The sequence below is a fragment of the Pantoea sp. UBA5035 genome, assembly GCF_002415245.1.
In the GTDB taxonomy this organism is placed as follows: Bacteria; Pseudomonadota; Gammaproteobacteria; order Enterobacterales; family Enterobacteriaceae; genus Pantoea; species Pantoea septica.
In genome coordinates this window covers 1-25164 of record NZ_DICD01000011.1, presented here as the reverse complement: position 1 = coordinate 25164, position 25164 = coordinate 1, and the positions used below count along the sequence as shown (strand labels likewise).

Genomic DNA, 25164 nt, shown 5'->3' with positions numbered 1-25164 from the left:
ATTTTCTGTAAATCTGACGCTAAACGCCCGTACGGGCGTTTTTTTATTTACGCTTCGCTTAACGCGCATGCGCCAAATAAGGTTCAGGAAAGCGCAGCCTCAATAAGCTGAGGGTCAGGTTATTTATTGATCGTTTTTAATTCTTTAGCCCATGCAATGGCCTTTTATACCGCTTCGCTTTATTAACGTTTTACGCCTCGCTTATTGAGTGAGGAATTATCCTATTTTTCTGTCTAAAGCGATCGTTTTATGATCAACCGCTTCGCTTAAATATGCCTGCCTTTCCCTCTTTCACGCTTCGCTTAAATAATGCTATTCCTCCTGAGCGAAGGTTAAATAGAGTTGTTTTGCGCCTTTATAAGGCTAAATAACAGGAAAGATCTGAGGTTTTTTACACGCTGATAACGGGAAAAGATGATTTCCTCAAGAAATAGTTGGCACATTGATTTGTTTGTAATTGCCGACAACTTTTTGAAATTCGCTGGCAACCAATACTTGATCCATTATTTTTAAAAGCTACATTTAACCCTGCGCCATCGACGCTGATGCAGCGTAGGCTGTGATATTTTTATTATTAATCCTTAAGAGGAACACAGTATGTCTCAATATCGTGGTGGAGCCGGGAACTTTGCGGTGGATCGTGAGCGTGCAGCAGAAGCAGGTAGAAAAGGCGGCCAGAAGAGCGGCGGCAATTTCAAAAATAACCCTGAGCGCGCAATCGAAGCCGGGCGGAAAGGAGGTAAGATTAGCCGTCGTAGCTGAAATATCAGTAAGTTAGATGTAGTGGCTGTCAACATCTGACCGCGGGTGAGTCATCTTTTTTCTCTTTTAGTTCTCCTTGCGAAACACACCTGACAAGAGCATGTTCCTGTCTTTCTCTGAAAATCAGGATCGCCATAATTAAACCGGACTCGGTCTTTTCCCTGTCCGGTTTTTTTATTGTTTTTTGTAAAAATGGCGCAGCAGGAAAGTTAATTTTCAGATTTACATGGCGCATCGCGACTAATGTCGATTATTGAACACCGCTTTAATTTATACAGGAATCTGCAACTTGTACAATTATCCGCGAGAAAATGACATTTAAGTTGAGCAGCAGAGAAAAAAGTAAATTTAGCTAACTCCTTGCTGTAAATGGAAAAATGCATTTTGCATGCCACTTTTGCTGAATAGCGGGGTAATCTTTTATGAAATTGCACCGGGGCAAAGAAGGCTTTTTTATCGCGGTTCGATGAAAGACCGCAGGCCTGGTGGAAACCATCCTTTTTACATTAAAAAAGGAATAACCGCATCTGATAGCGGCCTGCCTGTACAGAGAAGAGTCGGGAGTTCTTTGATTGCGTTGCGCCAGAGAGGCGTGCGCATCAACATCGTTCTGATTACAGCAGGTTAGCGCGAGGTAACGGCGTGGGCGCCAGCACCTTAAATATCGCTGGCGCGCAGTGAAAACAAATCTGGATAAGAAGAAAAGAAACAGAGTTAATAAGATTTTTGTCAAAATTCAGATATATCAGTGCGATTATTGAAAGTATGTACTTACTATTTCCCGCGATTGACGTACGAAACAGGCTGGCTCGGCTGAGCCAGCGAAAAGATCAGGGCGCTGCGGGCTGCCAGACGGTCGGCGCCTGCGCATCAATGCGCGTCGGCAGCAGCTTCGCATCGTAGAAGGCATCAGCAATGATCTGCTGTTCCGCCAGATCGCTTTTCTTCACCGGCTCAACCTGGTAACTGCGCTGAGCATTCGCCTTCTCAATCGTCGCAGCAGGCAGTTTGCCCCACAGCGGCGAAAGCAGCGCCGCTGCCTGGGCAGGATTTGCTTTCAGCCAGGCGGCTTCCTGCTTCAGCGCGCGATAAACGCTGTTCAGTACCTGCGGATGCGCGCTGGCGTAGGGCGTCGACGCAAGGTAGTAGCGCTGATAGTTCGCCAGCCCGCTGCCGCTGGCGAGCACGCGCGCGTGCTGTTCTACCTGAGCGCTGGTGACGTAGGGCTCCCAGGTGACCCAGGCGGCGACGCTGCCGTTCTCCAGCGCCGCGCGTCCGTCAGCGGGCGTCAGCCAGGCGGGCGAAACGTCGCTGAAGCTCAGCCCGGCTTTCTTAAGGGCGGCAATCAGCAGATAGTGGCTGCCCGCCGCTTTGGTCACGGCGATCTTTTTCCCTTTTAAATCCTGTAGCGTTTTTATCGGCGAATCGGCAGGTACCAGGATCGCCTGCGCCGCCGGCGACGGGGTTTCACGCGCATAGTAGGTGAGGTTCGCGCCCGCCGCCTGGGCGAACAGCGGCACGGTGTCGGCGACATCGGCCGAAAGATCGACGTTATTAAGATTAAGCGCCTCCAGCAGCGGCAGTCCGCTGGAGAATTCATGCCAGCTTACCTTTACGCCCTGTGCCGCCAGGGCTTTGTCGAGATCGCCGCGCTGCTTGATCAGCGTCAGCAGCGTAGAGGATTTCTGATAGCCGATGCGAAGGGTTTCATCTGCGTGCGTAGAGAACGAGAAAAGGGCGGTGAGCAACAGCGCACCGCCCAGTAACGGACTAAAGGGTTTCATGGGCGTTCCTGTCAGAGGGTTATCATCAGGCTGATGATAAAAGCGCGTCAGGGACGCGCTAAACGCCTTTTTCGCATAAGCTTTGCGCCAGCGCGGAAATGCGCTAGTCGGCCATCAGATGGCCATACATCGCCATCAGGCGACGCGTGACGCCGTTGGTCCAGCCGAAGCCGTCCTGCAGCGGATATTCGCCGCCGCCGCCGGGACGGGCGCGATCGCCGCTGATGTCATATTTCTCTACCAGCTTATGGTGTAGCTGATAGAAATTGTTCACCGTAGTAAGCCAGTTGACTGCGATCTCCGTCGCCAGCGTCTCTTCGCCGTACTGGTTGAGGCCGACAATCGCCATCCACTGCAGCGGCGCCCAGCCGTTGGGTTTGTCCCACTGCTCGCCGCTTTCGACCATGGAAGCGACCAGACCGCCGCTGGTAAGCAGCAGCTGACGCAGCGCGATAGCCTGCAGGTGCGCCTGTTTCGGCGTGGCAAGGCCGACAAACAGCGGCACCACGGCGGCGGCGGTAAAGGCGCCGAAGCGCTCGCGGCGCCAGTCGTAATCGCGGTAGACGCCCGCCGTGCTGTCCCACAGGTAGCGGTTGATCGCGCGTTTACGCGCTTCCGCCTTTTTCTGCCACGCCAGCGCGGTCAGCTCTTCGCCTTTCGCGTGGGAGAGCGTGGCGATCATCAGCTCCAGCTTGTAGAGAAACGCGTTCAGATCGATCGGAATGAACTGCGTGGTGCGAATGCTGGCCAGACGTTTAGGATCGCGCAGCCAGCGGGAAGAGTAGTCCCAGCCGGATGCCGCGCCCGCGCGCAGATCGCGATACACTTCGCTCGCCGGTCGGCTGGAGTGACGCGCCGTCTCGACATCTTCAATCCAGGATTCGTCACGCGGCGTATCGCGGTCGTCCCAGTAGCGGTTCAGCAGCGAGCCGTCAGCCATACGCACTACGTGGCGGTAGGCCTGACGCGGCATCAGCGCGCCCGCGCCGTCCATCCAGAACTGATACTCTTTCATCAGCTGGTCGAGGTAACGTTTCGCGCCGCGCACGCCATCTTCTTCAAACAACTCGACCATCAGCGCAAACACCGGCGGCTGCGAGCGGCTCAGGTAGTAGGTGCGGTTGCCGTTGGGAATATGGCCGTAGTTGTCGATCAGCCACGCGAAATTGTCCGCCATATGGCGCAGCAAATCGTCGCGTCCACTCTCCGCCAGGCCGAGCATGGTGAAGTAGGAGTCCCAGTAGTAGGTCTCGCCGAAGCGGCCGCCGGGCACCACGTAGGGTTTCGGCAGCGGCAGCAGAGACGAATGCGGCAAATGCTGCTGCGGCATTTTGGTTAACACCGGCCACAGCGCATCGATATGCTCGTTCAGCGTTTTATCTGGATTCGAAACATAAAAACTTTCGTTTATCGCCGGTAAATAAAAATGGTCCGCCACAAAGCGCGCCAGATCGAAATCGCGGCTGCGTTTCTGACGACGATAACGCATTAAAACGTCCAGCGGATCGTATTTAGGCGAGCAGTCCGGAAAGGTTTTGCTGTCTTCGAAGATGCGCGACATCTGCACATGCTCGAACAGCTCCATGTAGCGATCGGCAGGCGTGAGCGCGTCTGGCGCCGGTAAGCCTTCAATCAGCTCCGGTTCCGGCTCGGAATCCTGCATACGATCAAGCTTGAGCTCGTGGGGATCGTATTGATACTCAACTTCCGCCCCTTTGCGAACCTCATCGAATGCGTTGAGTTGCTGGCGATAAGTATTAATAGCGGCCTCCTGGAGTCTGAGGGTTTCATAAAAGAAAAATTATAGACTTATGGCAGGCCCAAACAACAATGCAGAATATCTATGAACGTAATAAAAATTGTCTATCAATGGGTTATTTAGCGGAATTGCTCTGGTTATCAAGTAAATAACTCGCTGCGCTTAAAACATCTATTTAGGAGTAATCTTTCAAGAACAGAAATAAATCGCGGAGAGTTGAAAAAAAGCGGCAAAAATTGACAAAAACCGACGTTGCCGTTGCGCTGCGAATTGAGCAGTTTGTGGCATTTTTGCGCAGTTAACGGCGATGCCCTCTAGCGAGGGCATCGGGATGAGCGCGAAATTGCCCGCCGCATACAGGTATGCGGCGTCGCTTATCGCGCTTTAAAAGCGATGCCGCTTTACTCGCTGACGCGGTAGCGCTCCAGCCAGTGTGCATAGGGCGCAGGCAGTACCCATGACGGCTGCGGCTTATCGAGCGCCAGCGCCGCCTGATATGGCCAGTGCGGATTCTTCAGGTGCGCGCGGCCGACCATCACCAGATCAAGCTGACCTTTCTCGATGGTGGCGTTAGCGATCTGCGGCGCGTCGATACCCCATGCAGAGGCGACGGCGATATCCGCTTCGCGGCGAATGCGCTCGGCAATCGGCGCCAGGAAAGCGGGCGTGCCCCACGGAATAGTGGCGTCCGGCGTGGAGAAGCCGACGCTGACGCTCAGCAGATCCAGACCGTTGGCGCGCCAGTAGCGCGTCAGATCGATTGCTTCCGCCAGCGTCTCTTCGTCGCGGCCGTCATACTCCAGCACGCCGAAGCGTGCGGTCAGCGGCAGATTTTCCGGCCAGACTTCGCGCACCGCGTCGAAGGTTTCGCGCAGGAAGCGGCTGCGTCCCGCAGCGTCGCCGCCGTACTGGTCGGTACGCTGGTTGGCGTGCACCGAGAAAAAGCTCTGCGCCAGATAGCCGTGCGCGAAGTGCAGCTCCAGCCACTCATAGCCTGCGTCGCGCGCGCGGATGGCCGCCTGCACGAAGTCGTTGCGCACGCGCGCGATATCGTCGAGCGTCATGGCGCGCGGCACCTGCGGCAGGTTGTTGCCGAAAGCAACGGCGGAAGGCGAAATCGTCTCCCAGCCGCGTCCGTCGTCAGCCGCGATATGGTCGTCGCCTTCCCAGGGTTTATTTGCGCTCGCTTTACGACCGGCGTGGCCGATCTGAATGCCCGGCACGGCGCCCGCCGCTTTGATCGCCTGTGCGACCTGCGCCAGCCCTTCGGCCTGCGCGTCATTCCATAAGCCCAGGCAGCCGGGGGTGATGCGGCCTTCCGGCGAAACGGCGGTCGCTTCGACAATCACCAGGCTCGCGCCGCCGCGCGCCAGTGCCGCGTAGTGCACGCGATGCCAGTCGTTGATCAGACCCTGCTCGGCGCTGTACTGGCACATAGGCGGCACCGCGATGCGGTTGCGCAGCGTAACCTCTTTCAGACGAAATTCAGAAAACAGAGACATAGCACCCTCTTGGTCATATGGTATTTCAGCCGCTGGTTTTCCCGTCAGAGCGCGCCGCCGAAGCGCCACAGGCGGAGGCGGAAAGGGAAATATCAGGACCGATTCGCCGAGCACTGTACCCTGAGACATCTCCCGCAGCCTACGCTGCCTGTGCTGCGTCAGAGACGCGACGCGGATGCACTCAAGCATCGCGCCTCTGGTTTTCGCCTTATTTCGCCAGCGTCGCCTTAATGACCTCCTGATAAGGCGTGGTGGCGCGGCCGATCAGTTTGCTCAGGCTGCGTGAGTCGTCGAACAGGCCGCCCTGCGACGCGCCCTTATCAGAATCCGCCAGCATCTCCGCCAGGCCGTCCGGCAGACCAGCGCCTTTCAGCGCGGCGGCGAATTCGGCAGGAGAGAGGTTAACGTACTCCACCTGCTCGCCGGACTGGCGCGCAATCTCTGCGGCGAATTCCGCCAGCGTATAGCTGTCGTCGCCCGCCAGCTCATAGATTTTGCCCGCCTGGTCGTCGCGGCTGATTACCTCTGCCGCCGCTTCGGCGTAATCCTGGCGCGCCGCCGAGGCGATGCGTCCTTCGCCAGCCGACCCGATAAAGGCGTGATGCGTCAGCGCAGGCGCGATGCTGGCCGCGTAGTTCTCGGTGTACCAGCCGTTGCGCAGCAGCGCGAAGGGGATGCCGGAGGCCTGCAGCAGCGCTTCGGTGGCGCGATGTTCTACGCCGAGGCCCAGCGGCGAGCTGTCGGCGTGCAGCAGGCTGGTGTAGGCGATGAATTTTACGCTGGCCGATTTCGCCGCGTTAATCACCGCCTTATGTTGCGCTTCGCGCTGACCCACTTCGCTGCTGGAGATCAGCAGTAGCTTATCCACGCCGGAAAAGGCTGACATCAGGGTATCCGGCTGGCTGTAGTCCGCCTTACGCACCGTCACGCCTTTCGCTGCCAGATCGGCGGCTTTTTCCGGCGAGCGCACGGCGGCGACGATCTGCTCTGCCGGCACTTTTTTCAGCAGGGCTTCAATAACCAGACGGCCTAGCTGGCCGGTTGCGCCTGTCACTGCAATCATTTTCTCTCTCCTTTGCGTTTGTCGTTGTCGAAAGCAAGAGTAGGATATAAGCTAACTTTTCGTAAGTACTTACAACTTTGTTAGTTTAGAGAAACGAGATTAAATGTCTGAAAAGATAAGTGAAAAATTTAGCCGCGGCGAACTGCTCAACGTCAACTGTCCGTCGCGCGAGGTGCTAAAGCGCGTGACCAGCCGCTGGAGCGTGCTGATTTTTCTCGCGCTGCGTAACGATACGCTGCGCTTCAGCGAACTGCGCCGCGCGGTGGGCGGCGTCAGCGAGCGCATGCTGGCGCAGACGCTGCGCCATATGGAAGAGGACGGCTTCGTCGAGCGCATCGCCTATAACGTCGTGCCGCCGCATGTAGAATATCGCCTGACGCCGCTCGGCCGCGAGCTGGAAGGGCAGGTGGTCGGCCTGGCGGACTGGCTGGAGCTTAACGTCGACCGGATTCTGGCGCAGCGGGAAAAAGTCTGACGGCGTTCCCGCCCGGCAGCGCGACGGCAGGCAAAGGGGTATGGGCAATATTCGTCCTGAATAAAAAGCGGCGCTGATTCATTTATTCCCGCTGCGCAACCTCCGATTGTTATTAACAACTTTATTTCATGTTTGCGCAGCGGGTTAATTAAACGTGGCGGAAATAGCGATAATGGCTGAAGGTGATAAATGACGTTTTTTAAACGTAACGCCTTAAAAAGAATTCTTAATGGCCTAAATGCCTAATTTGCTTTCATTAAGCGCCGCGTCGAACCGCAAAATTGACCGCTTTTCAGCTGTGGGTATAGATAAAATAACATGCCTAAACAGGGCGTTGCGCCAGTAAAGAGGCGCTGCGCCGCACACCTTCTTCTCCGCTGTAATCATGCAACAATAAATAACAAAGATGTCACATTGATGCCTGTGAATTAACCTAAAGCATTGCGTTAAAATAGGTAATTGCGGACAAAAACAATGACCAAAATCAAAAAACGCTGTTATAGTTTTTGCATCCCAGACTGTTTCTGTTTGTCAGGCGCGAGTTCTTATAAATTCGCGTCAGCAATTGGCTTAAGCGCAGCGTAAATATTAACGCTGTGCTTTAGTTGTTAACTATAAGTAAATATATGGTGTTATATGTGGCAACGAGGTAAGCAATGTTCGGATTAGACGCCTTTCACCTGGCCAGGATACAGTTCGCGTTTACTGTCTCCTTTCACATCCTTTTTCCCGCCATTACCATCGGTCTCGCCAGCTTTCTGGCCGTGCTCGAAGGGATGTGGCTGAAAAGTCGTAACGAAACCTATCGCGATCTCTATCACTTCTGGTCCAAAGTCTTTGCCGTTAACTTTGGTATGGGCGTGGTCTCGGGTCTGGTGATGGCCTATCAGTTCGGCACCAACTGGAGCGGCTTCTCGCAGTTTGCGGGCAGTATTACCGGTCCGTTGCTCACCTATGAAGTCCTGACCGCCTTCTTCCTTGAAGCGGGCTTCCTCGGCGTGATGCTGTTCGGCTGGAACCGCGTCGGTCCGGGTCTGCACTTTTTCGCAACCTGTATGGTGGCGCTCGGTACCCTGATCTCCACCTTCTGGATCCTTGCCTCCAACAGCTGGATGCATACGCCGCAGGGCTACCTGATCCAGAACGGAATTGTGGTGCCGGAGGACTGGTTTAAAATCATCTTCAACCCCTCGTTCCCCTATCGCCTGTTCCATATGTCGGTGGCGGCGTTCCTCGCCAGCGCCTTCTTTGTCGGCGCATCCGGCGCATGGCATCTGCTGCGCGGCAACGACAATCCGGCGATCCGCAAGATGTTCTCCATGGCGCTGTGGATGGCGCTGATTGTCGCGCCGATTCAGGCGATGATCGGCGATGCGCACGGCCTGAATACCCTTGAGCATCAGCCGGCGAAGATCGCCGCGATTGAAGGCCACTGGGAAAACCCGCCGGGCGAAGCGACGCCGCTGATCCTGTTCGGTATCCCGGATATGGATGAAGAGCGCACCAAATACGCGGTGGAAATTCCCTATCTCGGCAGTTTGATTCTGACCCACAGCCTCGATAAGCAGGTGCCGGCGCTGAAGACCTTCCCGAAAGAGGATCGTCCTAACTCGCTGATTATCTTCTGGTCTTTCCGCGTGATGGTGGCGATGGGGCTGCTGATGATTACGCTCGGCGTGGTCAGCCTGTGGCTGCGCTATAAAGGCCGTCTCTATCAGTCGCGTCCTTTCCTGTGGTTTGCTTTGCTGATGGGGCCGTCTGGCTTGATCGCGCTGCTGGCGGGCTGGTTCACCACGGAAATCGGCCGTCAGCCGTGGGTGGTTTACGGCGTGCAGCGCACTATCGACGCGGTTTCCGGTCATGGCGATCTGCATATGAGCATCAGCCTGCTGGCCTTTATCGTGGTTTACTCCGCGGTGTTTGGCGTGGGTTACGTCTATATGGTGCGCTTGATTAAGAAAGGCCCGCTTACCGGCGAAGGCAAGGATGTGCGTCACGGCGGTCCAGGCCACGGCAAGACCCCGGCTCGTCCGCTCTCTGCGGCCCATGAAAGTCTGAACGATCCGCAGGAGGGAAAATAAAATGATCGATTTTTCCATTATCTGGTTCGCGATTATTGTTTTCGCCACCCTGATGTATATCGTCATGGACGGTTTCGATCTCGGTATCGGACTGCTGTTTCCCTTTAATAAGGACGCGGTTGAGCGCGACATGATGGTGAATACCGTCGCGCCGGTCTGGGACGGCAACGAGACCTGGCTGGTGCTGGGCGGCGCGGGCCTGTATGGCGCCTTTCCGCTGGCCTATTCGGTGATTGCCGATGCGCTCTCTATTCCGCTGACGGCGATGCTGATCGGCCTGATCTTCCGCGGCGTCGCCTTCGAGTTCCGCTTCAAGGCGACCGAGACGCACCGCGCATTCTGGGACAAGTCGTTCGTTGCAGGTTCCGTGCTTGCGACCTTTAGTCAGGGCGTGGCGGTCGGTGCCATGCTCGACGGCATTAAGGTGACGGGCCGTCACTTCAGCGGCTCGGCGATGGACTGGCTGGCGCCGTTCCCGCTGTTCTGCGGCGTGGGTCTGGTTATCGCCTATGCGCTGCTGGGCTGTACCTGGCTGATCATGAAAACCGAGAACGAGCTGCATCGTAAGATGTCCGCGCTAGCGACGCCGCTGGTGATCGCGCTGCTGGTGGTGGTCGGCATTATCAGTCTCTGGACGCCGTTCAGCCATGACGCCATCGCGCAGCGCTGGTTTACCCGTCCAAACCTTTACTGGTTCCTGCCGGTTCCGGTGCTGGTGCTGCTCTGCTCGTGGGGCATTGTGCGCGCCATTAAGCGCGAGGCGCACTATTCGCCGTTCCTGCTGACGCTGGCGTTGATTTTCCTCGGCTTCTCTGGCCTGGGTATCAGCGTGTGGCCGAATATTATTCCACCTTCGGTGACTATCTGGCAGGCGGCGTCGCCGGCGATTAGCCAGGCCTTTATGCTGGTGGGCAGTTTGTTGATTATTCCGATGATCCTGGGCTACACCTTCTGGAGCTACTACGTGTTCCGCGGGAAAGTCAAAGCAGACGAAGGATACCATTGATATGCGAACCGAGGTCGGCAGCGTGAAAAACCACAAGGAACCCAAAGCCCCGTTGTGGAAACGCATTCTGTGGCTGGTGGTGATCTATGGAGCAAGCGTGCTGGCGCTCGGCGTCGTGGCCACGCTGTTCCGGATGATGATGACAGCGGCAGGGATGCGCAGCCACTAGTGGTTTCTGGTTGATGATGTGAAGGCTGGCTCTGCCAGCCTTTTTTTATGCTGGTGTGAGTATTGGAGTGGATGCGGATGGCATGGACCGAAGAGCATCCGGGGTTTTAGCCTTGTAAAAACCGCACAGATATTGAAACGCGGATAGCATGGACCGAAGAGCAAAGCGTCCCGCGACAGGGATGTCGCGGGCCGAGCGAGCAGGGATGCGTAAAGCGACTTTGCGATCGGGCCATGCCATCCGCGTCTGCACCAGCACCGCACCGCACCGCACCATCACCATCATCCATAATAAGAAGGCCAGCTTTGCCAGCCTGTTCTGTTTGGTTATCAGGCTAAGCATTAAATGCCTTTTCTCCGCGCTTTGCTTACGCTCCCTTTACCCTTCCTTACATGCGTAAGACGTTTTTGTTATGATTATGTGACTAATCTCGCAATACTTTCTACGATCCGCACCGAAATGCTCAGCCTGAACGTTAAAAAACAGTACATCAGCGATCTGGTGGACTGGATTGAGGCGAATCTGACCGACGATCTTAATATCGATCTGATTACCCTGAAATCCGGCTACTCCAAATGGCACATGCAGCGCATGTTCAAAGAGATGACCGGCCAGACGCTGGCGGCCTACACGCGCAAGCGTCGTCTCACCATGTCCGCTATGGCGCTGCGCCTGACCCGCATGCCGCTGATCGACATCGCGGTGCGTTTTGGTTTTGATAACCAGCAAAACTTCACTCGCGTCTTCAAAAGTCACTTCTCGCTTACGCCGGGCGCCTTCCGCCGCGTGCCTGACCTGCAGCTGCAAAGCTTTCACGGGCCTATCTCCGTATATGGCGAAATGCTGCAGGCGCAGCTGGTGGAGCGCGATGAACTGCAGCTGCGCGGCGAACTGATCGAGTGGGAGTGCAAATTCGGCGACTACGTGCGCGACCATGCGCAAACTGTCGCGCAGCAGGCGCGCCACTTCGTGCAGCTGGCCGCGCCCCATGTTGAACGCGGCTGGCTCGGCTTTCAGTACGGCCCGGGCAGCTCGGCGGCGGAGCAGCAGCATATCAGCCTGCTCCAGGCGCTGGAGTGCCAGCACGCCGACATTCTGGGATCGCAAATCGTTAACTGGACCTCGGCGCGCGGCCTCTACGCCACCTTTCCCTGGCAGGGCGCGCCCGAGCAGCTAACGCGCTTTATCGCCGATCTCTACTACGTGCATCTGCCCGCGCTGGGCGTCGCGCGCCGTCAGGGCAAAGATCTGCTGCGGCTCGATATGAAAGCCTCGACGCCGGATGCGCTGGTGGGGCTCTTCTCGATACCGGTCGCCCAGAGCTGAAAACGGCTTTTCGTGCGGTGAAGTGTGATAAACCGCACGATTTTATAAAATAGATGCGCTTTCTGGCGTAAAATTCCTGCCTTAACCCGGGAGCCATGCAGATATCGTGCATTTGGCCTGCCGGACTGGATATTCATCTGCCTTTCAGGTTCGTTCCGAACCAGACAGTTAAAACGACGACAATCATGAAACTTTCTACGCTGTTCCTTGTTACGGCGCTTGCTGCGTTGCCGCTTTTCGCCAGCGCCCAGATGGCTGAACCCTTTACGCCGCCTGCCGGCCTGCACCCGCATGCCCAGCCGACCCAGCACGAAATCCTGGGCGACAATGCGCTGCCGCAGCAGTCGCAAAAACAGTTCAGCTCAGACGTGTTAAACGACAACGTCTGATCGCCGCGCGCGCCCATCCGGCGCGCGCTTTCGCTTTCTCCCTTCTTTTATCGCTGTGCAGGCATTTGCCCGCGCAGGCTTTCGGCTGCGCGAAAACAGCACAATCGATCCTTGCGCGTAAGATATATCATGAGTAATCTGAGCGTCTCAAATGAGAATCATTTCTAAAAAATATCTCACGTACTGACGTTTGCAGCCGAGGGCGCTAGCCAGCTGCGTAACAGGAGAACTTATGCATTCCGACAACCGAGCCTCCCGCAGCCGCGCGCCGCAGCGCGTGCGCAATGAACTGCGTTTCCGTCGCATTAGCGTCGCCAGCAAAACGCTTGTCGCCGGTGAATTCTGGCGCGTAGTGTTTCACGGCAGCGATCTGGCGGGCTTCGCTTCACCCGGCTTTGACGACCATATCAAACTCTTTTTCCCGCAGGAGAGCGGCGCGGAGTTGCCGCTGCCGCAGATGACCGACGAGGGCGTGGTATGGGCGGACGGCGCGCGTCCGCCGGCGCGTGACTACACGCCGCTCGCCTTTGACGGCGAATCATCGCTGACCATCGATTTCTATATTCATGAGGGCGGCGTCGCCAGCAGCTGGGCGCAGCAGGCGCAAGAGGGCGATCGGTTAATCATCGGCGGCCCGCGCGGCTCGCTGGTGGTGCCGACCGACTACGCGTTTCAGCTCTACGTCTGCGACGAAACCAGCCTGCCAGCCTTTAAGCGCCGCGTGGCGGCTGCCGAGGCGCAGGAGATGCATCTGTTCGCCTGCGTGGATGAAGCGACCGGCCGCGACTACCTGCCGGATCTGGCCGGGGTGAATGTGCGCTGGCTCGGCAGCGGCGCCGCGCAGTCGGGTAAGCTTGAGGCGCTCATCGCCGAGCTGGATAACATCAGGCTGCCGCAGGAGGATTACTTTATCTGGCTGACCGGCGAAGGCGCGTTCACGAAAGCGCTCGGCGAATACTTTGTCGAGCGTCGCGGCCTGGATGCCGCCTTCGTGCGCGCCGTCGCTTACTGGCACGCCAGATAGGCCGCCGCCGCCGCCCGTGTTGAATTTTGCCAGGCGGCGGACTACTATCATCCTCCCGTAAAAACTCCCTTCAGGCAGGCAATGAAACAGGATCCGGCTTTCTTGTGTCACCAGGATTCCGCTCCGCGCGGTGAGTGCGGCGGTCGTCGCAAACGTCGTGAGAAGATGCTGGACGCCAGCGATATCCGCCTGTTAATGCTGCACTTCCTCGCGCAAAACGATGCGCACGGCTATGAGCTGATCAAGTCGATCGAAGAGCTTTCCAGAGGGGAATATTCTCCCAGCCCCGGCATTATTTACCCCAACCTGACGCTGCTGGAAGAGATGGACGCTATCCGCGTGGTGGACGCGCAGGCGTCGCGCAAGGCCTATACGTTAAATGCGGCAGGGCGCGCGCGGCTGGCTGAACAGCAGGCGCATATTGCGCACCTTATCGAGCGTCTCTCCTCGCTGGCGGTGCTGGTGAACAACCGCAGCCTTCCCGACGTCGATCGGGCGATTCATCGCATACGCACCACGCTCAATAGCCGCCTGTCGCAGCAAGATATCTCGGCGGAAACGCTGGAAAAGGTGGTCGACGCGCTGAATGCGGCGGCGGATAAAATCGCCGCCAGCTAACGCCGCTGCCTCAGGGCTTCTTCTTGTCTACATGCCCCAGCGAACGCTCCGGGAAGCAGAGATCGCGCACGCGCTGCTTCAGCGCCGCCGCATCGGGGAAACCGCCGTCGCGCTTACGCTCCCAGAGCGTCTCGCTATCAATGGTAATGACGAAAACGCCGCCGGTGCCCGGCTTAAGCGTCACCGCTGACAGGTCGTCCGCGAAGGTTTGCAGCAGCTCCTGCGCCATCCAGGCGGAGCGCAGCAGCCAGTTACACTGCGTGCAGTAGTGGATGGTGACGGACGGTTTCTCAGTCATAGGGTTTTCCGTAGCGAAAAAGAGAGGGGGCGCACGGCGCAGCTTGGCAATTCGTGCGGTGTAAGATACATCTTACTCTAAAGCTAGTTGATAATGATTACCACTTACATTACATTTCTGGCGAAATAATTCCTATAAAAATGACGTTTCTCTTTACGGTTTTTATGTGCGAAGCCGAAATTTAGCTACTGACAGCAAGTAAGTGAGCAAATACTAACAATCAAAAGGTATTTGCGCTTATGTCTTTAATGTTTCAGGGATTGACCCAACAGCGTCTGTGTAAAATCGCGCTGCTCGCCTCATCTGTTCATGCCGCCTGCGGCTACGCCGCCAGCGATTCGCCTCTCGTTGACTCGACCAGCGGCGATGCGGTAATGACCGTTACCGCGCCGAAGCCCAAAGCGGGCAATAAAACCACCCTGACCGCAGCCGATCTGCAAAAGCGCGGCGCGAATGACTTTGGCTCCATCATGCGTTACGAGCCGCTGATCAGCGCCACCGGCTCGGCGGGCGGCTCTTCTTCGGGCAAAAGCGGCTTCGACCGCGCAGGCTACAGCGGCTACAACATTCGCGGTCTGGAGAGCAACCGCGTTGGACTTGACGTTGACGGCATTCCCTTGCCCGACGCCACCGGCCGTCCCTACGTCAGCCGCGTCGGCAACAATACCTTCGGCATCGGCCGCGGCGACTACATCGATCCCTATATGTTCGGCAGCATTGAGATTGAGAAGGGCGCGACTGCGGTCGATCAGCCCAACGCCTCGATTGGCGGCAACGTCTCGTTTCATAACAAAAGCGCCGACGACTACCTGAGCGGCAGCAAAAACACGTACTTCGGCTATCAGAGCAACTACAACTCCGCCGACCGCAGCTGGCACAACGGCATTACGGCCGCGGCGGGCGACGAGGAACTGCGCGGCCTGTTCGTCTACAGCCGTCGCGACGGGCAGGAAACCCAAAACAACAGCGGCGTGAAGCAGGCCTATCCGGCCAACTGGCACTCCGACGCCGTTATGACCTCTGGCATCTGGCAGCCCAACGACCAGCACAAGCTGAGCGCCACCTTCGACTACTACCATAAAACTAACCACACCCACTATGACGGCTGGGACACCTCTGGCAATACCGTCTGGGGCACCTCGCAGCAGCAGAGCGACACGCGCCGCTTCGGCGTCAGCCTGGCGGACGAGTGGACGCCCTATAACGACCTGCTCGATACGCTGACCACGCGCCTCTACTGGCAGAAAACCGAGTCGCACGACAATACCTGGATGCCGAGCAGCGCCAGCGCCTGGGAACGGGTTTACTCGGATTACAACACGCGCAGCCTCGGCTTCGACACGCGCGCCACGAAAATCGCCGGCCGCCACGAGCTGAGCGCTGGCGTCAACGCGCACATTGAGGATACCGAGCGTCCGTTCCGCCAGTCGCCCACGCCGAGTCAGTACAGCGTGATCATGCAGCCGCAGGCCGACAGCCGCAGCTACACTGTCGCCGGCTTTGTGCAGGATAAGATCAACTTCGACCTCGACAGCCACGGCTTCGCGGTGATCCCCGGCGTGCGCGTGATGTACCAGAACACCAAACCGCGCAACCTCGCCGATCTCACCGCCGGCAGCAGCGTGCTGACCGAAGAACAGCTGGAAACGCTCTACGGCTCCGGCAACAGCGACACCGAGGTGCTGCCGTCGCTCACCTTTCAGTACGATCTGACCCCTGCGCTTATCACTTATTTGCAGTACAAGCGCGGCGTGCAATTCCCGACCGCCAGTCAGCTTTACGGCTCCTGGAACCTTGGATCCAGCTACGCAGGGCGCGCCCAGTACGCGCTGGTCGGCAATGCGGATCTCGATACGGAAACCAGCAATAACTTCGAATGGGGACTGAAAGGCCAGGCGGTGGAAGGCGTGACGGTAAACGCCTCGCTGTTCTACAACCAGTACAAAAACTTTATCGCCTACACGCGCTATACCCGCGCCGGCAACCCCGATAAGTTCGTCAACGTGCCGGGCAACATCTATACCACCTACCAGGCGGAAAACCGCGACAAGGCCTATATCTACGGCGCCGAACTGGCGACGAAACTTAACTTCGGCAGCTGGTTCCAGCCGGTCGACGGGCTGAGCGCCACCTTTGCGCTGGGCTATAACGAAGGGAAGTCGAAGTCGAGCTACTCAGGCGACAAATATGTCGATCTCGACAGCGTCGCGCCGCTGAAGGCGATTGTCGGCCTGGCGTGGGACGACGTGCAGCGCGGCTATGGCGCGGCCGTGACCGCGACCTTCGTGAAAGGCAAGCGCGCCACCGAGACCGGCCGCGAAAGCTACAGCAACAGCGGCGCGGCGCTCGCTGACGCCGCCGGCGAGTATATGCGCGTGCCGGGTTATGGCATGGTGGATGCAACGGCCTACTGGCAGGTGGCGAAGAACGTCCGGCTGAGCGGCGGCGTCTATAACCTGACCGACCGCAAATACTGGGACTACACCAGCAGCCGCGAGCTGACCAGCGACACGGCGCAGGATCGCAACGACGTGGCGCTGGCGGTGATGCCGGGCCGGACGTACCAGCTGGGCGTCAACGTCGATTTCTAATCACTGGAACGCCCTGCGCAGGCGCAGGGCGCATCTCTTAGGGGAGCAAGGCGCAATGAATTCACTTTGGCAGCACTACCAGACGCTGAAAAGCCGTCATCCGAAAAAATACGCCCGCGAGCTGGCTTCGCTGATGGGCATTAGCGAAGCGGAGCTGTGCGCAGCGCGCGTTGGCCAGGAGGCGCAGCCGCTAAAGCCGCAGTTTCGCGAGCTGCTGCCGGCGCTGGAGGCGGTGGGCGAAACGAAAAGCATCACCCGCAATGACTATGCGGTGCATGAGCATCTTGGCCGTTACCAGAACCTGACGCTGGGCGATCACGCCGGGCTGGTGCTGAATCCGCGCGCGCTCGATCAGCGCATCTTTCTCAACCAGTGGCGCAGCGCTTTCTTTCTGCGCGAGCAGAGCGCGCACGGCGAGCGGCAGAGCATTCAGATCTTCGATCGTCACGGCGACGCGGTGCTGAAAATTTACGCCACCGACTATACCGATATGGCGGCCTGGCAGGCGCTGATCGCGCGCTTTGTCGACGACGCGCCCGCCGCGCTGCATACAGAGCCTGTGGAAACTGCCCGCTTCGCTGAGCATATCGACGCCGCCGCTATCGACAGCGAATGGCGCGCCATGACCGACGTGCATCAGTTTTTTGCTCTGCTGAAGCGTCATAACGTCTCGCGACCGCAGGCGTTTCGCGCGGCGGGCAGCGATCTGGCATGGCGCGTGGATAACGACGCGCTGGCGCGGCTGCTGACGCTGGCGCAGCGAGACGGCAACGAAATCATGATTTTCGTCGGCAATCGCGGCTGCACCCAGATCTTTACCGGCGCGGTGGAAAAAGTGGCGCCGATGGATAACTGGCTCAATCTGTTCAATCCACACTTTACCTTGCACCTGATGGCAGATCAGATCCATGAGAGCTGGGTGACGCGCAAACCGACCGGCGACGGCTTCGTCACCAGCCTGGAGCTGTTCGCGGCCGACGGCACGCAGATCGCCCAGCTCTACGGCCAGCGCAGCGAAGGCACGCCGGAGCAGGCGCGCTGGCGCGAGCAGGTGACCTCGCTGAGCGCGGCGGGAGAAGCCGTATGAAAGGGATAATCGCCGGGCTAACGCTGCTGCTGGCGCTGCCGTCGCTGGCGGCGGAGCGCGTGATTTCCATCGGCGGCGACGTTACGCAGATCGTTTACGCGCTGGGCGCGCAGCAGGCGCTGGTGGCGCGCGACAGCACCAGCCAGCATCCGGCGCTGGCGAAGCGGCTGCCGGATATCGGCTATATGCGTCAACTCAACGCCGAAGGCATTCTGGCGCTGAAGCCAACGCTGGTGCTGAGCAGCGAGCTGGCGAAACCGTCGCTGGCGCTGCAGCAGGTCGCTCAGGCTGGCGTTAAGGTGGTGGAGATAAACGGTGAGAACAGCCTGGCGGCGATCCCCAAAAAGATCGCCGCCATCGGCAAGGCGCTGCACCGCGACGAAGAGGCGCAGGCGCTGGTGCAGCAGGTTAACCGGACGCTGGCGGCGCTGCCGAAGCGGCCGCTGCCGGTGAAGGTGCTGTTTATCATGTCGCACAGCGGCATGAAGTCGCTGGCGGCGGGCAGCGATACCGCCGCCGACGGCGCTATCCGCAGCGCGGGCCTGATCAACGCCATGGCGGCAGTGCCGCACTATCAGCCGCTGTCGCAGGAGGGCGTCATCGCCGCCGCGCCGGATCTGGTGGTGATCGGCGACGATGGGCTGAAAACCCTCGGCGACGAAGAGAAGGTGTGGCAGCTGCCGGGCCTGGCGCTGACCCCGGCTGGCCAGCATAAGAACCTGCTGGTGATCGACGAGATGGCGCTGCTCGGTTTCGGCCTGGATACGCCAGGCGCCATCGTTAAACTGCGTAAAGCGGCGGAAGCGGCGCGGCATGAGTAATGCCGCCGCGCCGCGCTGGCTGGCGCTGATGCTGATGAGCATGCTGATGGCGATGGCGCTGGCGGCGAATCTCGGCGCGATGCCGCTGTCGCTGCGTGCGCTGTGGCGGGCGCCGCTCAGCGATATGGTCTGGCAGATCTGGCTGCATATCCGCCTGCCGCGCGTGCTGCTGGCAGTGTTGACTGGCATGGCGCTGGCGGTCTCCGGCGCGGTGATGCAGGGGCTGTTTCGCAATCCGCTCGCCGATCCCGGCCTGCTCGGCATCAGCAGCGGCGCAGGGCTGGCGGTGGCGATCGCTCTTCTTCTGCCGCTGACGCTGCCCCCGCTGCTGGCGCTCTGGCTGCCGACCCTGGCGGCCTTTCTCGGCAGCCTGACGGTAATGGCGCTGATCTTCAGCCTCAGCCAGCGGGCGCACGGCAGCCTGGCGCGTCTGCTGCTGGTGGGCATCGCCATTAACGCGCTGTGCGGCGCGGCGGTGGGCGTGCTCTCCTGGCTCAGCAACGACCAGCAGCTGCGTCAGCTTTCGCTGTGGGGCATGGGCAGCCTGAGCCAGGCGCAGTGGCCGGTGCTGGCGGTCTGCGCCGTTTTTATCCTGCCCGCGCTGCTGCTGACGCAGCGACGCGCGCGCCATCTTAACCTGCTGCAGCTGGGCGAAGAGGATGCGCACTATATGGGACTCGACGTCAGGCGCTCCCAGCGGCAGCTGCTGACGCTGAGCGCACTGCTGGTGGGCGCGGCGGTTTCGGTCAGCGGCATTATCGGCTTCGTGGGCCTGGTCGTGCCGCACGTGATGCGCTTCTGTCTCGGCAGCGATCACCGCTGGATGCTGCCCGGTTCGGCGCTGGCGGGCGCGATCCTGCTGCTGCTGGCGGATACGCTGGCGCGCACCCTTGTGGTGCCCGCCGAGATGCCGGTAGGACTGTTGACCAGCCTGCTGGGCGGTCCCTGGTTTCTCTGGCAGATCCTGCGCCAGCAGCGAGGAGTGGAATGATGGATCAGTTAGAGGCGCGCAGCCTGCGCTATGCGCGCGGCGGGCGAGTGCTGATCGACGCGCTGGATCTGTCGCTGGCGTCGGGCGAGCTGGTGGCGCTGATTGGCCCGAACGGCGCAGGCAAATCGACGCTGCTGCGGATGCTGACCGGCTTTCTGACGCCCGATGAGGGCGAGTGTCGGCTGGGCGATCGTCCCTTAGCGGCCTGGCCGCGCGCGCAGCTGGCGCAGCGGCGCGCGGTGACGCGCCAGCAGAATCCGGTCGCCTTCGCGCTGCCCGTCGCCGACGTGGTGGCGATGGGCCGCGCACCCTGGCCTGCCGCAGGCGCGGCGGCCATCGTCGAGGAGGTGATGGCGCTGACCGGCTGCAGCGAGCTGGCCGGGCGCGACTATCGGCAGCTTTCCGGCGGCGAACAGCAGCGCGTGCAGCTGGCGCGCGTGCTGGCGCAGCTCTGGCGCGACGGGGCGCCGCGCGGCTGGCTGTTTCTCGACGAGCCGACCTCGGCGCTCGATCTCTACTGGCAGCAGAAGACGCTGCGGCTGCTGTACCAGCTGTCGCGCCGGGGCGATTTCGGCGTTTGCGCCGTGCTGCACGATCTCAACCTCGCCGCGCTCTGGGCGGATCGCATTCTGCTGCTGCATCAGGGCACTCTGGTGGCGCAGGGCGCGCCGCAGACGGTGATGACCGAGGCGACGCTGACGCGCTGGTATCGGGCGGACCTGCGCGTCTCCGCTCATCACGAAAGCGGCAGGCCGACGATCCAGCTGCGTGCGTAAAGCCGTTTGGCTTACTATTCATGGCGTTAGCGCTTAGCGGCGCGCCGATTTTCGACCATACTTTCTACTCTGAATCACTGAACAGGGAAGCAAGATATGAACGATGCATTAGATCAGGCCGCCGAACAGCTTGGCGAGCGGCTTCTCTCCTCTGAGTGGCGGTTAGCGACCGCCGAGTCCTGCACCGCCGGCTTGATCAGCATGACGCTGGCGAAAGTGGAAAACAGCGGCAACTTCTATACCAGCGGCTTCGTCACCTACAGCGATAACGCGAAAAGCCAGCTGCTCGGGGTGCGGCCGGAAACGCTGGAAGCACATACTGCGGTGAGCGAACAGACGGCGCGCGAGATGGCGATCGGCGCGCGCGAGCGCTCTGGCGAGCCGGTCAGCCTGTCGATTACCGGCTATGCCGGACCGGATGGCGGCGAAGACGGCACGCCAGCAGGCACCATCTGGTTTGGCTGGACCTTGCCCGACGGCAGCGTAGTGGCGGAGATGCGACGCTTCGAGGGCGAGCCGAAATCGGTGATGGAGCAGGGCGCGCAGTTCGCGCTGGAGCGCCTTGCGGTGCTGCTGCGCGACGTCGCCCTGCATCAGAACGCTTAACGGCAGTCGACAATCAGGCGGCCGCGCACCTTGCCGTCCAGCAGATCCTGCGCGCCCTGTTTCGCTTCGCTGAGCGGGATCAGCGTCGTCAGCTGGGTCAGCGTGTCGCTGTTCAGCAGTTCGCCGAGGCGCTGCCACGCCTGCTGGCGCAGCGGTTTCGGACACATCACGCTGTCGACGCCGGTCAGGGTCACGCCGCGCAGGATAAAGGGCGCGACGCTGGCGGGCAGATCCAGCCCCTGCGCCATGCCGCAGGCGGCGACCACGCCATCGCGCTGGGTGGCGGCCAGCACGTTGCTCAGCGTATGGCTGCCGACGCTGTCGATTGCCGCCGCCCAGCGCTCTTTCGCCAGCGGCTTACCGGGCTGCGACAGCTCGCTGCGGTCGATGACCGAATGCGCGCCGAGCGTATCGATCAGATAACCTTCGTCGCTGGCGCGTCCGCTGGCGGCGATCACTTCGAAGCCCAGGCGCGCCAGCAGGCTGACGCTGAAGCTGCCGACGCCGCCGCTCGCGCCGGTGACCAGCACCGGGCCGCGATCCGGCGTCACGCCCTGTTTCTCCAGCGCCATCACGCACAGCATGGCGGTAAAGCCCGCGGTGCCGATCGCCATAGTCTGTAGCGGGCTAAGCGTGGCGGGCACCTCAACCAGCCAGTCGCCAGGCACGCTCGCCTTCTGCGCCAGGCCGCCCCACTGTTTCTCGCCGACGCCCCAGCCGGTCAGCAGCGCCACATCGTCCAGCCGCCACTCTGAATGGCGACTGGCGGTGACGCGGCCGACGAAATCGATGCCCGGCACCATCGGGAATTGACGCACGATCGGGCCTTTATTGCAGATGGCGAGCGCGTCTTTGTAGTTCAGCGTGGAGTAGGCGACGTCGACGGTGACGTCATGGTCGGGCAGCTGGGATTCGTTGAGATCTTTCAGGTTGGTGCGGTAGCCTTGCTCATCATTTTCAATGACTAATGCTTTAAACATGCAGCCTCCGGCAATCAGGAAATGTGCCGGCCAGTCTACTCCTCCTCGGCGGGAAGGGGTAGAGAGGGCGCAGGCGCTGCCTGAAAGCGCTAATAAATGCATAACTTTTCATAAAGCAAAGATAATTAAGCGTTTATTTCAGCTTATCTTGATTTAATTTATTATTTATCAATGTGTTGAGATTTTATGCCTTGCGAGATTATTAATTTGGGCGGGTTGTTCCCATGCTAAAAAAATGACATGATTGCGCCTCTTTTTGCCTGTTCGTCGAGGATGTCGCTATGGCCGGAACAATGCACAGCCGCACCTGCCTCCGCTCGCTTTGCCCTCTGCGCAAGGCGCTCCTCTCTGCTCGCCGCTTTCAGCCGTTCCCGCGCGCCATGCGGTGAGGCCAGCTAAACGTTCGCTGTTGGGCATGCGTAAAGACAGACGCGATCTGGCTTTACTGATGTCTATCGGGTGCGGCTTTACCTTTTGCTCCGCTTCCGCCTGACGTTATTCGCCGGGGAATCTTCCCTATTGCCGTGCCTCTGGCACCCACTCATCCTTCACCGTTGGGGATTTGTGTTATGACACCACTGAAAATTGCCGCCAGCGCCGCTGTGGCTCCCAGCCTTACCCTTAATACCGGGCGTGACGTAGTGACGCTGGACAACACCGACTTTACCGACGTGGCGGCAGTGGTCGTCTCGCTGGCCGATACGCGCAGCGGCGTGCTGGCGCTGCTGCGCCATACCGGCTTCAATCTGCCGGTATTTGTCGCCAACGCCTATGAAGAGGAGGTGCTGCATCTGCCGGGCGTGACCGGCGAGCTGAACGGCTCCGCGCAAGAGTGGGCGTCGCTGGAAGCGGCCGCGGCGGAGTATGAGGCGAACCTGCTGCCGCCGTTTTTCGACACCCTGACGCGCTATGTCGATATGCAGAACAGCACCTTCGCCTGTCCGGGACATCAGGGCGGGGCGTTTTTCCGTAAGCATCCGGCGGGACGGCAGTTTTACGATTTTTACGGCGAGAACGTTTTTCGCTCCGACATGTGCAACGCCGACGTAAAGCTCGGCGATCTGCTGATCCACGAAGGCTCGGCGAAAGATGCGCAGAAGTTCGCGGCAAAGGTGTTCAACGCGGATAAAACCTACTTCGTGCTGAACGGCACCTCCAGCGCCAACAAAGTGGTGACCAACGCGCTGCTGACGCGCGGCGATCTGGTGCTGTTCGACCGCAATAACCATAAATCGAACCATCACGGCGCGCTGATCCAGGCGGGCGCGACGCCGGTCTATCTGGAGGCGGCGCGTAATCCTTTCGGGTTTATCGGCGGCATCGACGCGCACTGCTTCGACGAGGGCTGGCTGCGCGAGCGGATCAAAGAAGTAGCGCCGCAGCGCGCCGGCGAAGCGCGTCCTTTCCGGCTGGCGATTATTCAGCTCGGCACCTACGACGGCACGGTTTATAACGCGCGTCAGGTGGTAGATCGCATCGGGCATCTCTGCGACTACATTCTGTTCGACTCAGCATGGCTCGGCTATGAGCAGTTTATTCCGGTGATGGCGGGCACCTCGCCGCTGACGCTGGAACTTACCGCGCAAGACCCGGGCATCTTCGTTACCCAGTCGGTGCATAAGCAGCTGGCCGGTTTTTCGCAGACGTCGCAGATCCATAAAAAAGATAACCATATTCGCGGTCAGAAGCGCTTTTGCCCGCACAAGCGGCTGAACAACGCCTTTATGCTGCACGCTTCTACCAGTCCCTTTTATCCGCTGTTCGCCGCGCTGGACGTTAATGCCAAAATGCATCAGGGCGAAGCGGGCCGCCAGCTGTGGCAGTCATGCGTGACGCTCGGCATCGAGGCGCGCAAGGCGATCCTCGATCGCTGCGAGATGATCCTGCCGTTTGTGCCGGAGCAGGTAGACGGCATGCGATGGCAGGATGCGCCCACGGAGACCATTGCGCGCGACAGCCGCTACTTTAGCTTCGAGCCGGAGGCAAAATGGCACGGCTTTGCCGGTTACGCGCAGGATCAGTATTTGGTCGATCCCTGCAAGCTGCTGCTGACCACGCCGGGCATCGACGCGGCGAGCGGCGAATACGCCGACTTCGGCATTCCCGCGACGATTCTGGCGAACTATCTGCGCGAAAACGGCATCGTGCCGGAGAAGTGCGACCTTAACTCTATTCTGTTTTTGCTGACGCCGGCGGAGAGCGCGGAGAAGATGGCGCATCTGGTGGCGATGCTGGCGCAGTTCGAACAGCACGTCAGAGAGGATGCACCGCTGGCGGAGGTGCTGCCGACGATTTATCGCAAAAATCAGGCGCGCTACAAGGGCTATACCCTGCGTCAGCTGTGCCAGGAGATGCACGATCTCTACGTCAGCTTCGACGTAAAGGATCTGCAGAAGGCGATGTTCCGCCAGAAGAGTTTCCCGGCGGTGAAGGTGAACCCGCAGGACGCGCATCAGGCTTATATTCGCGGCGACGTCGAGCTGGTGCCGATCGCGCAGGCCGAAGGGCGCATCGCCGCCGAAGGCGCGCTGCCTTATCCGCCAGGCGTGCTCTGCGTGGTGCCGGGCGAGGTGTGGGGCGGCGCGGTGCAGCGCTATTTCCTGGCGCTGGAAGAGGGCGTCAACCAGCTGCCGGGCTTCTCGCCGGAGCTGCAGGGGGTCTATACCGAGGATGACGGGCAGGGGCGTCTGCAGCTGGTGGCGAATATGATGGTGGAGGGGCGCCTGGCCGGGCGGTAGCGGCGGCGGGGGCCGTCCCGCCTGACGGGAGGTTTGCCTGACAGCAGTGCGGGTTTCGTTCGCCTGACAGCGAGGGGGTTTCATTTCGCCCGCTGCGGGCGACCGAGCAGGGCCGGTAGGCGCCGGCCCTGCACCCGCGCCCCGGGCCAGCTCATCCGCCCGCTGCGCGGGTCCCTTCGCTCTCCCAGGATTTCTGACGGCCCGCGCAGGCCAGGCCGTCCTGGCCTGGCCCGCGCTTTCGGCGACGTCCTGTCGCCTCATCCTGGACTCCTTCCTCCGCCCAGCGGCTGCGATGGCCCCCACACCCCCCGCCGCCAC

Annotated in this window: 23 protein-coding genes; 17 read left to right on the top strand and 6 right to left on the bottom strand. The window is 59.7% G+C overall.

All coding sequences use genetic code 11. The features are described 5' to 3' along the window. The first annotated feature begins 597 nt into the window (after window positions 1-597). Window positions 598-762: a general stress protein gene (locus B3229_RS07605; RefSeq protein ID WP_071997459.1), complete on the top strand. Its 165-nt coding sequence runs from the start codon at window positions 598-600 to the stop codon at window positions 760-762. A 388-nt stretch (window positions 763-1150) separates the two neighbouring features. After that, complete coding sequence (locus B3229_RS07600; protein ID WP_286870249.1) at window positions 1151-1390, top strand: hypothetical protein; 240 nt, start codon at window positions 1151-1153, stop codon at window positions 1388-1390. 202 nt (window positions 1391-1592) lie between these two features. Here the strand turns inward: B3229_RS07600 and B3229_RS07595 are convergent, their stop codons facing one another. From B3229_RS07595 to B3229_RS07580, 4 genes are all read right to left on the bottom strand, one after another. Beyond that, window positions 1593-2546, bottom strand: coding sequence for an aliphatic sulfonate ABC transporter substrate-binding protein (locus B3229_RS07595; protein WP_286870248.1), 954 nt, complete (start codon window positions 2544-2546; stop codon window positions 1593-1595). A 103-nt stretch (window positions 2547-2649) separates the two neighbouring features. Further along, window positions 2650-4308 (bottom strand): alpha,alpha-trehalase, encoded by a 1659-nt coding sequence (locus tag B3229_RS07590; RefSeq protein ID WP_277268915.1) that lies wholly within the window; start codon window positions 4306-4308, stop codon window positions 2650-2652. A gap of 398 nt (window positions 4309-4706) precedes the next feature. Next, window positions 4707-5807 carry an NADH:flavin oxidoreductase/NADH oxidase gene (locus B3229_RS07585; RefSeq protein WP_048782119.1) on the bottom strand — a complete coding sequence of 367 codons (1101 nt, stop codon included), beginning with the start codon at window positions 5805-5807 and terminating at the stop codon, window positions 4707-4709. A gap of 208 nt (window positions 5808-6015) precedes the next feature. Continuing rightward, a complete protein-coding gene (locus tag B3229_RS07580) occupies window positions 6016-6870 on the bottom strand; it encodes an SDR family oxidoreductase (protein WP_286870247.1) in 855 nt (284 codons plus the stop codon). Between the two features lie 103 nt (window positions 6871-6973). Between B3229_RS07580 and B3229_RS07575 the strand changes: the two genes are divergently transcribed. The 8 genes from B3229_RS07575 to B3229_RS07540 all read left to right on the top strand — a co-directional run bounded on the left by B3229_RS07575 (window position 6974) and on the right by B3229_RS07540 (window position 13958). Next, window positions 6974-7345 (top strand): winged helix-turn-helix transcriptional regulator, encoded by a 372-nt coding sequence (locus tag B3229_RS07575; RefSeq protein WP_048782123.1) that lies wholly within the window; start codon window positions 6974-6976, stop codon window positions 7343-7345. 656 nt (window positions 7346-8001) lie between these two features. Next, entirely contained in the window at window positions 8002-9426 is a 1425-nt protein-coding gene (locus tag B3229_RS07570; protein ID WP_033752340.1) for a cytochrome ubiquinol oxidase subunit I, read from the top strand. Window position 9427: 1 nt separating this feature from the next. After that, window positions 9428-10432 carry a cytochrome d ubiquinol oxidase subunit II gene (gene cydB / locus B3229_RS07565; RefSeq protein WP_033752337.1) on the top strand — a complete coding sequence of 335 codons (1005 nt, stop codon included), beginning with the start codon at window positions 9428-9430 and terminating at the stop codon, window positions 10430-10432. 1 nt (window position 10433) lies between these two features. Then, window positions 10434-10601: a DUF2474 domain-containing protein gene (locus tag B3229_RS07560; RefSeq protein WP_065426289.1), complete on the top strand. Its 168-nt coding sequence runs from the start codon at window positions 10434-10436 to the stop codon at window positions 10599-10601. A gap of 459 nt (window positions 10602-11060) precedes the next feature. After that, window positions 11061-11927: a helix-turn-helix domain-containing protein gene (locus B3229_RS07555; RefSeq protein ID WP_286870402.1), complete on the top strand. Its 867-nt coding sequence runs from the start codon at window positions 11061-11063 to the stop codon at window positions 11925-11927. A gap of 185 nt (window positions 11928-12112) precedes the next feature. Further along, complete coding sequence (locus B3229_RS07550) at window positions 12113-12316, top strand: hypothetical protein (RefSeq protein WP_048782150.1); 204 nt, start codon at window positions 12113-12115, stop codon at window positions 12314-12316. 232 nt (window positions 12317-12548) lie between these two features. Beyond that, window positions 12549-13340 carry a siderophore-interacting protein gene (locus B3229_RS07545; protein ID WP_286870246.1) on the top strand — a complete coding sequence of 264 codons (792 nt, stop codon included), beginning with the start codon at window positions 12549-12551 and terminating at the stop codon, window positions 13338-13340. A gap of 81 nt (window positions 13341-13421) precedes the next feature. Then, window positions 13422-13958: a PadR family transcriptional regulator gene (locus B3229_RS07540; protein WP_286870245.1), complete on the top strand. Its 537-nt coding sequence runs from the start codon at window positions 13422-13424 to the stop codon at window positions 13956-13958. A gap of 10 nt (window positions 13959-13968) precedes the next feature. Here B3229_RS07540 and B3229_RS07535 read toward each other — a convergent pair whose 3' ends face one another. Further along, a complete protein-coding gene (locus B3229_RS07535) occupies window positions 13969-14256 on the bottom strand; it encodes a SelT/SelW/SelH family protein (protein ID WP_286870244.1) in 288 nt (95 codons plus the stop codon). A 248-nt stretch (window positions 14257-14504) separates the two neighbouring features. Between B3229_RS07535 and B3229_RS07530 the strand changes: the two genes are divergently transcribed. The 6 genes from B3229_RS07530 (at window position 14505) to B3229_RS07505 (ending at window position 21128) form a co-directional block, all read left to right on the top strand. Beyond that, window positions 14505-16847, top strand: coding sequence for a TonB-dependent receptor domain-containing protein (locus tag B3229_RS07530; RefSeq protein ID WP_376781167.1), 2343 nt, complete (start codon window positions 14505-14507; stop codon window positions 16845-16847). A 55-nt stretch (window positions 16848-16902) separates the two neighbouring features. Then, window positions 16903-17934 (top strand): hemin-degrading factor, encoded by a 1032-nt coding sequence (locus B3229_RS07525; RefSeq protein WP_286870243.1) that lies wholly within the window; start codon window positions 16903-16905, stop codon window positions 17932-17934. After that, the gene (locus tag B3229_RS07520) at window positions 17931-18755 is read left to right on the top strand and encodes a heme/hemin ABC transporter substrate-binding protein (RefSeq protein WP_286870242.1); all 825 of its coding nucleotides are present in this window, start codon (window positions 17931-17933) and stop codon (window positions 18753-18755) included. The genes B3229_RS07525 and B3229_RS07520 overlap by 4 nt, the downstream gene beginning before the upstream one ends. Next, a complete protein-coding gene (locus tag B3229_RS07515; RefSeq protein ID WP_286870241.1) occupies window positions 18748-19746 on the top strand; it encodes a FecCD family ABC transporter permease in 999 nt (332 codons plus the stop codon). Before B3229_RS07520 ends, B3229_RS07515 begins: the two co-directional genes overlap by 8 nt. Then, window positions 19743-20522, top strand: coding sequence for a heme ABC transporter ATP-binding protein (locus B3229_RS07510; protein ID WP_286870240.1), 780 nt, complete (start codon window positions 19743-19745; stop codon window positions 20520-20522). Before B3229_RS07515 ends, B3229_RS07510 begins: the two co-directional genes overlap by 4 nt. A gap of 96 nt (window positions 20523-20618) precedes the next feature. Next, window positions 20619-21128 carry a CinA family protein gene (locus B3229_RS07505; protein WP_048782143.1) on the top strand — a complete coding sequence of 170 codons (510 nt, stop codon included), beginning with the start codon at window positions 20619-20621 and terminating at the stop codon, window positions 21126-21128. On the opposite strand, the gene B3229_RS07500 is transcribed toward B3229_RS07505, so the two are convergent. Further along, on the bottom strand, window positions 21125-22108 hold the full coding sequence (locus B3229_RS07500; RefSeq protein WP_286870239.1) for an MDR family oxidoreductase: 984 nt from the start codon (window positions 22106-22108) through the stop codon (window positions 21125-21127). The two genes, B3229_RS07505 and B3229_RS07500, sit on opposite strands and share 4 nt — an antisense overlap. A 569-nt stretch (window positions 22109-22677) precedes the next feature. On the opposite strand from B3229_RS07500, the gene B3229_RS07495 reads away from it, so the two are divergent. Continuing rightward, window positions 22678-24846 carry an ornithine decarboxylase gene (locus B3229_RS07495; RefSeq protein ID WP_286870238.1) on the top strand — a complete coding sequence of 723 codons (2169 nt, stop codon included), beginning with the start codon at window positions 22678-22680 and terminating at the stop codon, window positions 24844-24846. Window positions 24847-25164: the final 318 nt, after the last annotated feature.

What these genes read in the sequence shown, in the direction of transcription:
- B3229_RS07605 (WP_071997459.1), top strand. Translation starts at nt 598, where the DNA reads ATGTCTCAATATCGTGGTGGAGCCGGGAACTTTGCGGTGGATCGTGAG.
- B3229_RS07600 (WP_286870249.1), top strand. Translation starts at nt 1,151, where the DNA reads ATGCCACTTTTGCTGAATAGCGGGGTAATCTTTTATGAAATTGCACCG.
- B3229_RS07595 (WP_286870248.1), bottom strand. Translation starts at nt 2,546, where the DNA reads ATGAAACCCTTTAGTCCGTTACTGGGCGGTGCGCTGTTGCTCACCGCC.
- B3229_RS07585 (WP_048782119.1), bottom strand. Translation starts at nt 5,807, where the DNA reads ATGTCTCTGTTTTCTGAATTTCGTCTGAAAGAGGTTACGCTGCGCAAC.
- B3229_RS07580 (WP_286870247.1), bottom strand. Translation starts at nt 6,870, where the DNA reads ATGATTGCAGTGACAGGCGCAACCGGCCAGCTAGGCCGTCTGGTTATT.
- B3229_RS07575 (WP_048782123.1), top strand. Translation starts at nt 6,974, where the DNA reads ATGTCTGAAAAGATAAGTGAAAAATTTAGCCGCGGCGAACTGCTCAAC.
- B3229_RS07570 (WP_033752340.1), top strand. Translation starts at nt 8,002, where the DNA reads ATGTTCGGATTAGACGCCTTTCACCTGGCCAGGATACAGTTCGCGTTT.
- cydB (WP_033752337.1), top strand. Translation starts at nt 9,428, where the DNA reads ATGATCGATTTTTCCATTATCTGGTTCGCGATTATTGTTTTCGCCACC.
- B3229_RS07560 (WP_065426289.1), top strand. Translation starts at nt 10,434, where the DNA reads ATGCGAACCGAGGTCGGCAGCGTGAAAAACCACAAGGAACCCAAAGCC.
- B3229_RS07555 (WP_286870402.1), top strand. Translation starts at nt 11,061, where the DNA reads ATGCTCAGCCTGAACGTTAAAAAACAGTACATCAGCGATCTGGTGGAC.
- B3229_RS07550 (WP_048782150.1), top strand. Translation starts at nt 12,113, where the DNA reads ATGAAACTTTCTACGCTGTTCCTTGTTACGGCGCTTGCTGCGTTGCCG.
- B3229_RS07545 (WP_286870246.1), top strand. Translation starts at nt 12,549, where the DNA reads ATGCATTCCGACAACCGAGCCTCCCGCAGCCGCGCGCCGCAGCGCGTG.
- B3229_RS07540 (WP_286870245.1), top strand. Translation starts at nt 13,422, where the DNA reads ATGAAACAGGATCCGGCTTTCTTGTGTCACCAGGATTCCGCTCCGCGC.
- B3229_RS07535 (WP_286870244.1), bottom strand. Translation starts at nt 14,256, where the DNA reads ATGACTGAGAAACCGTCCGTCACCATCCACTACTGCACGCAGTGTAAC.
- B3229_RS07530 (WP_376781167.1), top strand. Translation starts at nt 14,505, where the DNA reads ATGTTTCAGGGATTGACCCAACAGCGTCTGTGTAAAATCGCGCTGCTC.
- B3229_RS07525 (WP_286870243.1), top strand. Translation starts at nt 16,903, where the DNA reads ATGAATTCACTTTGGCAGCACTACCAGACGCTGAAAAGCCGTCATCCG.
- B3229_RS07520 (WP_286870242.1), top strand. Translation starts at nt 17,931, where the DNA reads ATGAAAGGGATAATCGCCGGGCTAACGCTGCTGCTGGCGCTGCCGTCG.
- B3229_RS07515 (WP_286870241.1), top strand. Translation starts at nt 18,748, where the DNA reads ATGAGTAATGCCGCCGCGCCGCGCTGGCTGGCGCTGATGCTGATGAGC.
- B3229_RS07510 (WP_286870240.1), top strand. Translation starts at nt 19,743, where the DNA reads ATGATGGATCAGTTAGAGGCGCGCAGCCTGCGCTATGCGCGCGGCGGG.
- B3229_RS07505 (WP_048782143.1), top strand. Translation starts at nt 20,619, where the DNA reads ATGAACGATGCATTAGATCAGGCCGCCGAACAGCTTGGCGAGCGGCTT.
- B3229_RS07500 (WP_286870239.1), bottom strand. Translation starts at nt 22,108, where the DNA reads ATGTTTAAAGCATTAGTCATTGAAAATGATGAGCAAGGCTACCGCACC.
- B3229_RS07495 (WP_286870238.1), top strand. Translation starts at nt 22,678, where the DNA reads ATGACACCACTGAAAATTGCCGCCAGCGCCGCTGTGGCTCCCAGCCTT.